The organism is Pseudomonas sp. GM80 (assembly GCF_000282515.1).
GTDB lineage: Bacteria > Pseudomonadota > Gammaproteobacteria > Pseudomonadales > Pseudomonadaceae > Aquipseudomonas.
Genome location: NZ_AKJD01000185.1, coordinates 1 through 9566 on the forward strand (window position 1 = coordinate 1; position 9566 = coordinate 9566).

Here is a 9566-nt window from a genome sequence, read left to right on the forward strand (position 1 = left end):
AGGCTGCGATCTTTTGATCTTGTTTTTAAAGATCAAAAGATCGCAGCCTTCGGCAGCTCCTACGGGGGAATAGCACGGTGCGGGTGAAACGAACGGATGATGGGGATCGTCCCGACCGCACCGGGCTATAGGGTGAAGCGTTTTAGAACTTGGCTTCCGCGTCCAGCTGCAGGGTGTTGGCGTCAGCATCACGCTGGGTACGGCTGGCGAAGTCGGCCTTGGTCAGGAAGTACGTAGCGCCAATGGCAAAGTTCTTGTCGATGTCGTAACCGACCTTGAACTTGTGACCACGGGAACCGGTGGTGCCGTTGGCAAAGTCGGAGTCGGTGAAGGCACCGACCACGGCGTTGCGCTGCACGTCACGATAGTTGTAGTCGAGGTTCAGACCGAACACTTTCGACTTCGCACCGAGCAACCATGCCGTGTCCTGATCGGTCACCGCATCGTTGTTCTTCACATACTGACCGTAGAACGACAGTGGCATTGGCAGGCCGCCGATGTCGAGCTGGCTGAAGCCTTCATACAGACGGAATTCGTTGTTGGCCGAGTTGCCGTTGACGGCCAGGGCGCACGGTGTGGAAGTCCCGGTGCAGCGGCTGTCTTCGTCGTTCTGGTAGGCGTAGACGCTGCCGCCCAGGGTCATTTTCAGATTGTCAGTGATATTGAAGCGGCTACCTAACTGGCCGGCAGTCAGACGCAGGTCGTGACGGAATTGCACGCCATCGCCGTCGACGTTGTCTTTGAGGTTGTAGTTGCCCAGGCTACCGAACAGTTCGGCGCTGCTGCCCAGTGGATATTTGTAGGTGACAGCCAGACCTTCCGGGTTGATGTCGCTGTCCCAGATGACGTCGCCCATGCTGACCCACGGTTGCAGCATCTTGCCGCCGATAATGTGCAGGTTCTTGATCTGATCCGGGTGGTAGTCGATGTAGCCGAGGTCGAGCCAGATCTGCTTCTTGTCGAAGTAGTTGTCCTGATCCTGGTTGGTCGAACGGGCGTCGTCGCCGCCGCCGGTGGCGATACGGATGCCGGTGTCGACTTGCGGGTTGATCTCGGTGTAGGCGCCGAGACGGGCACGGATGCGCTGACGATCCTTGTCGCGGCCGCCGTTGTTCGGTTCGCCGTCGATCTTGATGGTTTCCTGACGGATACGTACGTCACCCTTGAACTGGGTCTTGGCGGCCCAGGCCAGTTTCTGGTCGAAGGCACTTTGTTCGTTGCTTTTCTTCGCGACCGCTGCAACTTGTTCGTTGGTCTCTTGCTGCGCCTGTTGCGCGATTTGCTGAGCCTTCTGATCCTTGGCCAGTTCAGTTTGCAGTTCAACGTACTGCGCCTGGGAAATCGAACCGTTAGCCTTGAGCATGTCGAGCAGTTTGGCGTCGACTGCAGCACTGGCCGGAACGCTCATGGCCAGTAACAGGCCACCGCACAGGGCCGCCGCAGTTTTCGTGGAAGCAAGACGCATAGCAATCTCCGAAGATGAGAGGGGATGGCTGAACCATCCTGGGCACAACCGACGGTTTTAGCGTCGGAAAACAGTGGCCGGGTAGAACCCGGCGCTCTAAAAACAGGCGCCAGTATCGCGATGGTTTATGACAGCGCAGTGGCACAGTGATGGCAGCTTGATGACGATGTGCAACGGCCGTGAACTATTGATCTAGAGCGCTGTCGGCCGAATGCGGGTGTGCAATGCCGCACAATCAGCGATACTCGCCGGGCGCTGAAGTCCTGTTGTGGAGAGCTCCTCGATGCCGTTGCAATGCCTGCAAAACCTGTCAGAAATCGCCCCGGCGACATGGGACGCACTGGTACCGGACAATCAGCCGTTTCTGCGCCATGCCTTCCTCAGCGCGCTGGAAGACAGTGGCAGCGTTGGCCCGCACACCGGGTGGCAACCGGAGCATTTGCTGCACATTGAGGGCGAACGACTGATTGCCGCACTGCCCAGCTATCGCAAATGGCATTCCTATGGCGAGTACGTGTTCGATCACGGCTGGGCCGACGCCTGCGCCCGTGCCGGCATCGATTACTACCCCAAGTTGTTGACCGCTGTGCCGTTCAGTCCGGTCAGCGGCCCGCGTTTGTTGGCAGCCAATGTCGAAGACGGTTTTGAGCTGCTGAAAAGCCTGCCGGGCTATCTGGAAATCGAAGGGCTTTCCAGCGCACACATCAACTTCACCGACCCGTTCACCGATGCGGCGATGGCCGAGCAACCGGGCTGGCTGCAGCGCATCGGCTGTCAGTACCACTGGCAGAATCGTGGTTACCGCGACTTCCAGGATTTTCTCGACGTGCTCAGCTCGCGCAAGCGCAAGCAGATGCGCAAGGAACGCGAGCAAGTGGCGGGGCAAGGCTTCGAGTTCGAGTGGCTGGAGGGGCGCGAGCTGGACGAGGCGCAGTGGGATTTCGTCTATGCCTGTTACGCCAACACTTACGCGGTGCGCCGACAAACGCCATACCTGACGCGGGAGTTCTTCAGTTTGTTGGCCGAGCGCATGCCCGAAGCGATTCGCGTGGTGCTGGCCAAACAGGGTTCACGGCCGGTGGCGATGGCGTTCAGCCTGGTTGGCGGCGACAGTTTCTACGGGCGATATTGGGGTTGCCTGGCCGAGTTTGACCGGTTGCATTTCGAGACGTGTTTTTATCAGGGCATGGAGTATGCGATCGCCCAGGGTTATCAGCGATTCGATGCGGGCGCTCAGGGTGAACACAAGCTGATTCGTGGTTTCGAACCGGTGATCACCCACTCGTGGCATTACCTGCGCCATCCGGGCTTGAAAGCCGCAGTCAAAGACTTCCTCCAGCAAGAGCGCGCCGGCATCCTCGCTTACGCCGAAGAAGCCCGAACAGCCTTGCCCTACCGCCAAACCTGAATCCCATGTAGGAGCTGCCGAAGGCTGCGATCTTTTGATCTTGCCTTTTAAAAACCAGGATCAAAAGATCGCAGCCTTCGGCAGCTCCTACGCGGGAATTGTGTTGCGCTCAGGTTTGTTCTTTGCCCAGCCAGCGGTAGAGGCCGCCACCCAGCACCGCGCCAATCAGCGGGGCGACCCAGAACATCCACAACTGCGCCAGCGCCCAGCCACCGACGATCAGTGCTGGCCCGGTGCTGCGTGCCGGGTTGACCGAAGTGTTGGTGACGGGGATGGAGATCAGGTGGATCAGGGTCAGGCCCAGGCCGATAGCGATCGGCGCCAGCCCCGGCGGAGCGCGTCTGTCAGTTGCGCCGAGGATGATGATCACAAACATTGCGGTCATCACCAGTTCAGTGACAAACCCCGCCGCCATCGAGTATTTGCCGGGGGAGTGCTCGCCGTAACCGTTGGACGCCAGGCCGGCAGCAATGTCAAAACCTTCCTTGCCGCTGGCGATGTGCGCGATCAGCGCTGCCGCGAGGATCGCGCCGAGCACTTGCGCGATGATGTAGGCCGGCAACTCCTTGGCCGGGAACCGACCGCCGACAAACAGCCCGACCGACACGGCCGGGTTGAGATGACAGCCGCTGATGTGGCCGATGGCGAACGCCATGGTCAACACCGTCAGACCAAACGCTAGGGCCACCCCCTGCACCCCGATTCCCAGTGGCGAAGACGCGGCGATCACCGCACTGCCACAACCACCCAACACCAACCAGAACGTACCCAGCAACTCAGTAACTGAACGTTTGAACAGAGACATGAGAAGAGTCCTTGATAGCTTTGCTATCGAGACTGCATCGAGTTGTGCGTCCTTGCAGACTTACGACAGGCTCCCATTCCGGAACCTTGGCTGAGTACAGCAGGGTTTTAACGGATTTCCAGCGGCGACAAAAAGCAAAGATCGCAGCCTGCGGCAGCTCCTACAGAGGAACGCATTCCAATGTAGGAGCTGCCGCAGGCTGCGATCTTTTGATCTTATGGTTTGGGATCAATCGATCCCGACGAACCCACCGGTCTGATGCGCCCACAGCCGCGCATACAGCCCGCGATGGGCGAGCAGTTCGGCGTGAGTGCCGCTCTCGGCGATCTTGCCGTTCTCCAGCACCACCAGCCGGTCCATCCGCGCAATCGTCGAGAGTCGGTGGGCAATCGCGATCACGGTTTTGCCCTGCATCAGCGTTTCCAGACTTTCCTGAATCGCCGCTTCGACTTCCGAATCCAGCGCCGAGGTTGCTTCGTCCATGATCAGGATCGGCGCATCCTTGAGCAGCACCCGAGCGATGGCGATACGCTGGCGCTGGCCACCGGACAACTTCACCCCGCGCTCACCGACATGCGCGTCAAAACCGGTGCGGCCTTCAGCGTCCGACAGCAGCGGAATAAACTCGTCAGCGCGGGCCTTGTGCACTGCGTCCCAGAGTTCGGCATCGGTCGCATCCGGTTTGCCGTACAACAAATTGTCGCGGATCGAACGGTGCAGCAGCGAGGTGTCCTGAGTGATCATGCCGATGCGTGCGCGCAGGCTTTCCTGGCCGACGTCGGCGATGTTCTGCCCGTCGATCAGAATGCGCCCGCCTTCGACGTCATACAGACGCAGCAGCAGGTTGACCAAGGTCGATTTGCCCGCGCCGGACGGCCCGATCAAACCGATTTTTTCCCCGGGTTTGATGTTCAGGTTCAGGTCGCCAATGATCCCGCGCTTCTTGCCGTAGTGAAAATCCACGTGCTCGAAACGCACTTCGCCACGGGCCACTTCCAGCGGTTTGGCATGATCCTTATCGGTGACGCTGACCGGTTGCGAAATGGTCTGCAAACCGTCCTGCACCATGCCGATGTTTTCGAAGATGCCAGTGACCACCCACATGATCCAGCCGGACATGTTGACGATGCGAATCACCAGGCCGGTCGCCAAAGCAATCGCCCCGACAGTGATCAACGACTGTGTCCACAACCACAGGGCCAACGCGGTGGTGCCGACGATCAGCAGGCCGTTCATGGTGGTGATCGCGACGTCCATGCTGGTGACCACACGACCGGCCATTTGCGCTTTGACGGTCTGCTCTTCGATGGCTTCCTTGGCGTAGTGCTGTTCGAAATTGGTGTGGGCGAACAGCTTCAGCGTGGCGATGTTGGTGTAGCCGTCGACGATGCGCCCCATCAGTTTCGAGCGCGCGTCGGAGGCTTCCACCGAGCGTTGTTTGACCCGTGGCACAAAGTAGTAGAGCGCGCCGATATAGGCGACGATCCACGTCAGCAGCGGGATCATCAGGCGCCAGTCGGCCTCGGCGAACAGCACCAGCGAGCTGATCGCGTAGATCACCACGTGCCACAGCGCATCCACCGCTTGCACCGCCGAGTCACGCAGCGAGTTGCCGGTCTGCATGATGCGCTGGGCAATGCGCCCGGCGAAGTCGTTCTGGAAGAAATTCAGGCTCTGTTTGAGCACGTAGCGGTGGTTCTGCCAGCGGATCATGCTGGTCATGCCGGGGCTCAGGGTCTGATGCACCAGCAGGTCGTGCAGGCCGAAAAAAATCGGCCGCAGCACCAGCGCCACCACCACCATCCACGTCAGTTCGAAGGCGTGGTCGTGGAAAAAATTCGGGTTGGGCGTGCCTTGGGCCAGGTCGATGATGCGGCTCAGGTAACTGAACAGCGCCACTTCGATCAGCGCGGCGAACAGGCCGACGACGAGCAGGGCGGCAAAGCTCGGCCAGACTTGTTTGAGGTAATAGGTATAGAAGGGCCAGACGCGATCGGGAGGGGATGCTGTCGGGGCGTCGCGGAATATGTCGATCAGTTGTTCAAAACGGCGATAGAGCATCAGATAACCGCCCGGAATCCGGGCTCTCCTTTTATCGGTGTGAGCGGCGTGAGGTTGAATTCACGCCGCTCGATTCGCCCTGTACAGCTTAGTCGATGACTTTGGCCGACTTGATGATCACAGGGTCGGAAGGCACGTTTTGCATGCCGCTTTTGGTGGTGGTTGGCGAGTTGACGATGATGTCGACCACGTCCATGCCCTTGACCACTTTGGCGAACACCGCGTAACCGGCGTCACGGCCCGGGTCGAGGAAGTCGTTGTCCTTCACGTTAATGAAGAACTGGCTGGTGGCCGAGTCAGGGTTGGAGGTGCGTGCCATCGACAAGGTGCCGCGAACGTTGTGCAGGCCGTTGCTGGCTTCGTTCTTGATCGGCGCCTTGGTGTCTTTCTGTTGCATCTGCGGGGTGAAACCGCCGCCCTGAGCCATGAAGCCCGGGATCACGCGGTGGAAAATGGTATTGGTGTAGAAACCGCTGTTGACGTAATCGAGAAAGTTTTTGGTACTGATCGGCGCCTTGACCGGATCCAGTTCGATTTCGATCTGGCCGTTGGTGGTGTCGAGTAGCACGTGCGGCGCTTTGGCGGGAGTCGCGGCCATCAGGTTGGCGGCAAACAGCACGGTACCAGCGGCGAGGGCGAGTTTTTTCAGCATGGGTCAGTGATCCTGAGATTGAAGGTCGGCTGTGGCGAGAAACGCCAGCAGCGTTTGATTGAAACGTTCGGGTTGATCGAGCGGGGTGGCGTGGCGCGAATCGGCGATCACTACCAGCCGCGCATCGGGCAGCAGTTTTACATAGGTTTCTTTCAGCGCGACGGGTGTGTAGTCACGGTCGGCGCTGACGATGAGGGTTGGACAGGTCACTCGGGAAAGTCGTTCCTGAACGCCCCAGCCCACAATCGCATCAAAGCTGGCGAGATAAGCACGTTTGTCGTTTTTTGCCCAGCGCTCGGACATCTTCTGCCGCAAATCAGCCTGCTCGGGTTTGGGGAAAAGTTTTCCGCCAAGGGCCTTGCCGATCGTGGCGAGACTGAGCACGCGCATCAGGCTCCAGCGCTTGAACCACTGCCAGTAATCGTCGCGGCTGCGCAATTTGACTTCCGGCGCGCTGTTGACGATGGTCAGGCTCTTGAGCATTTGCGGATGATCGACGCCGAACTGAAAGCCGATCATGCCGCCCATCGACAGCCCGGCGTAATGCACCGGGCCGAGGTTCAAATGCTCGATCAGCGCGAGCAGATCGGCGCTGAAACCGGCGATGCTGTAGCGCTCACGGGGTTTGTCCGAGCGCCCGTGGCCACGTACATCCGGGACGATCACCCGGTAATGCGCGGCCAGTGCCGGAATCTGCAGTTCCCAGTCCAGCGTGCTCGAACCGAGCCCGTGAACCAGCAGCAACGGCGTGCCGTGGCCGTATTCCTCGTAGTGCAGGTTGCAACCTTCGTGCTCGAAATAGGCCATCGGTGAACTCCGTGTCAGGCTTGTTCGGGGGCGGCGTACGGCGCATCCAGAGGCAACGTATCGAAGGTGCGGAGCAGTTCGATGAGGATTTGCGTGGCCGGGCCCAAGGGTTTGTCCTTGTTCGAATACAGGTAGAAGCTGGAGTTGCGAGTGCCGCCCCTGTCCAACGGTAGCAGCTTGAGCGAGCCATCTTTCAATTCCCGCTCGATCATGTGCCGGGGCAACCAGGCAAAACCCAGACCGCTGCTGACAAAGGTTGCGGCAGTGGCGAGGCTGCCGACCGTCCAGCGCTGTTCGGCGCCGAGCCAGCCGACATCCCGGGGTTGCTGGCGGCCGGAGTCGCGGATGACCACTTGCATCTGGGTTTCCAGATCCTGAAAGCTCAGTTCGCGATTGAGCCGATGCAGCGGGTGATCAGGGTGGGCGACGGCAATGAACTCGACGTCGCTCAATTCTGCACCGAGGTGGCCGGGAATGCTCAGGCCGGTGATGGCCAGATCGGCGACGCCTTCGAGCAATACTTCCTCGACGCCGGACAATACTTCCTCACGCAGACGTACGCGGCAACCACGACTCTGCGGCATGAACGCGGTCAACGCGCGAACGATCCGCGCGCTCGGGTAGGCGGCATCGACCACCAGCCGCACTTCAGCTTCCCAGCCTTGCTCCATGTGATGAGCAAGGTCCTCCAACTGACTGGCCTGTTTCACCAATTGCCGCGAGCGGCGCAGCAGCACACCGCCGGCTTCAGTGAGCACGGCTTTACGCCCGTCGATGCGCAACAGCGGCACGCCGAGCTGGTCCTGCATGCGCGCGACGGTGTAGCTCACCGACGATTGCGAACGGTGCAGGGCCTCGGCGGCCTGGGCAAACCCACCATGGTCGACCACCGCCTGCAATGTTCGCCATTGATCCAGGGTCACGCGGGGCGCTTTCATCAATAGCTCCTCTTGTCCTAAGCTGGCCGTCCCTCATGGAGACTGCCGAATGAAAAAATTCTGTTGTGTGGTGCTGGCGCTGCTGCCGTTGACTGCTTTTGCGTACCCGATCGATGTGCAGAAGGATCTCAACGGTCTCAAGATCGACTACGAAACCTTCGACACGGATAACGACATCGGCTCCATCCGGGTGGCCAACTACGGTGATGTCGATGCAGTGTGCAAGGCCGTTTTCAGCAATGGTCCCGAGGCGCCGCGCACCCGCAACATCGAAGTGGCCGCCGGCAAACACAAAAACGCCACGGCCAAGTTCACCCGCGAGATCATCAAGCTGCGCATCAAACTGACCTGCACCCCGAAATAACCCCGGTCCCTTGTAGGCCTTCGCCTGCTCGCGATAGCGGTGTGTCAGCCAACATTGATGTATCTGACACACCGCTATCGCGAGCAGGCGAAGGCCTACAGGGGTATGCGTCAGCTTATAAACGAATTTATCGATGTGTTATAGCAATTATTTGCGCTTTTTCATCGATTCAACTCTGTTTAACCTCCACTCCATCGACTTACAACATTCTCGGATGGAGGCTACACACCATGTCCCGCGTTCTGATCATCGAAAGCAGTGCCCGCCAGCAAGACTCGGTATCCCGTCAACTGACCCAGACCTTCATCAGTCAGTGGAAAGCGGCGCACCCGGCCGATCAGATCACCGTGCGTGACCTCGCCGTGAATCCGGTGCCACACCTGGACAGCAACCTGCTGGGCGGCTGGATGAAACCTGCCGATCAGCGCAACGACAGCGAACAAGCGTCGCTGGACCGCTCCAACGCACTGACTGATGAACTGCTCGCCGCCGACGTACTGGTGATGGCCGCGCCGATGTACAACTTCGCCATCCCCAGCACCCTCAAGGCCTGGCTCGACCACGTACTGCGTGCCGGCGTGACCTTCAAGTACACCGAAACCGGCCCGCAAGGCCTGCTCAGCGGCAAACGTGCCTACGTACTGACGGCTCGCGGCGGCATCTACGCTGGCGGCCCAGCCGATCATCAAGAACCGTACCTGCGTCAGGTCATGGGCTTCATCGGTATCAACGACGTGACGTTCATTCACGCCGAAGGCATGAACCTCGGTGGCGACTTCCAGGAGAAGGGCCTCAATCAGGCCAACGCCAAGCTGTCCCAGGTCGCTTGATATGTTAATCGCCAGATAATCGCCGATTGTTTAAGTGACCTGGCGCAACCCCTTCAAGGCTCTACGCGCATCGAACCTCCCTTTGCACTTGTTGCTCCTGAGTGCTGTAGCCCGATTGAACGCATTAGCGAGATCGGGCTTTTTTTTGCCCGTAACTCACCGATCCCCTGTAGGAGCTGCCGCAGGCTGCGATCTTTTGATCTTGTTTTTTTTTAAATCAACATCAAAAGATCGCA

General features: G+C 59.4%; 9 protein-coding genes. 3 read left to right on the forward strand and 6 right to left on the reverse strand.

Features of this window, described 5'->3' with window-relative positions; all coding sequences use genetic code 11:
* Positions 1-142 precede the first annotated feature (142 nt).
* On the reverse strand, positions 143-1465 hold the full coding sequence (locus PMI37_RS25210; protein ID WP_008086417.1) for a putative porin: 1323 nt from the start codon (positions 1463-1465) through the stop codon (positions 143-145).
* A 283-nt stretch (positions 1466-1748) separates the two neighbouring features.
* Here PMI37_RS25210 and PMI37_RS25215 point away from each other — a divergent pair, with 283 nt between their 5' ends.
* Positions 1749-2873 (forward strand): GNAT family N-acetyltransferase, encoded by a 1125-nt coding sequence (locus tag PMI37_RS25215; protein WP_008086420.1) that lies wholly within the window; start codon positions 1749-1751, stop codon positions 2871-2873.
* Positions 2874-2982: 109 nt separating this feature from the next.
* Here PMI37_RS25215 and aqpZ read toward each other — a convergent pair whose 3' ends face one another.
* From aqpZ to PMI37_RS25240, 5 genes are all read right to left on the reverse strand, one after another.
* Entirely contained in the window at positions 2983-3678 is a 696-nt protein-coding gene (aqpZ, locus tag PMI37_RS25220) for an aquaporin Z (protein ID WP_008086422.1), read from the reverse strand.
* 228 nt (positions 3679-3906) lie between these two features.
* On the reverse strand, positions 3907-5739 hold the full coding sequence (locus PMI37_RS25225; RefSeq protein ID WP_008086424.1) for an ABC transporter ATP-binding protein: 1833 nt from the start codon (positions 5737-5739) through the stop codon (positions 3907-3909).
* A gap of 88 nt (positions 5740-5827) precedes the next feature.
* Positions 5828-6391, reverse strand: a complete 564-nt coding sequence (locus PMI37_RS25230; RefSeq protein WP_008086426.1) for a peptidylprolyl isomerase A — start codon at positions 6389-6391, stop codon at positions 5828-5830.
* A gap of 3 nt (positions 6392-6394) precedes the next feature.
* Positions 6395-7198, reverse strand: coding sequence for an alpha/beta fold hydrolase (locus tag PMI37_RS25235; RefSeq protein WP_008086428.1), 804 nt, complete (start codon positions 7196-7198; stop codon positions 6395-6397).
* A 14-nt stretch (positions 7199-7212) separates the two neighbouring features.
* On the reverse strand, positions 7213-8136 hold the full coding sequence (locus PMI37_RS25240; RefSeq protein ID WP_008086429.1) for a LysR family transcriptional regulator: 924 nt from the start codon (positions 8134-8136) through the stop codon (positions 7213-7215).
* Between the two features lie 49 nt (positions 8137-8185).
* Here PMI37_RS25240 and PMI37_RS25245 point away from each other — a divergent pair, with 49 nt between their 5' ends.
* Positions 8186-8500 carry a hypothetical protein gene (locus PMI37_RS25245; RefSeq protein WP_008086430.1) on the forward strand — a complete coding sequence of 105 codons (315 nt, stop codon included), beginning with the start codon at positions 8186-8188 and terminating at the stop codon, positions 8498-8500.
* Positions 8501-8730: 230 nt separating this feature from the next.
* The gene (locus tag PMI37_RS25250) at positions 8731-9330 is read left to right on the forward strand and encodes an FMN-dependent NADH-azoreductase (protein WP_008086431.1); all 600 of its coding nucleotides are present in this window, start codon (positions 8731-8733) and stop codon (positions 9328-9330) included.
* Positions 9331-9566: the final 236 nt, after the last annotated feature.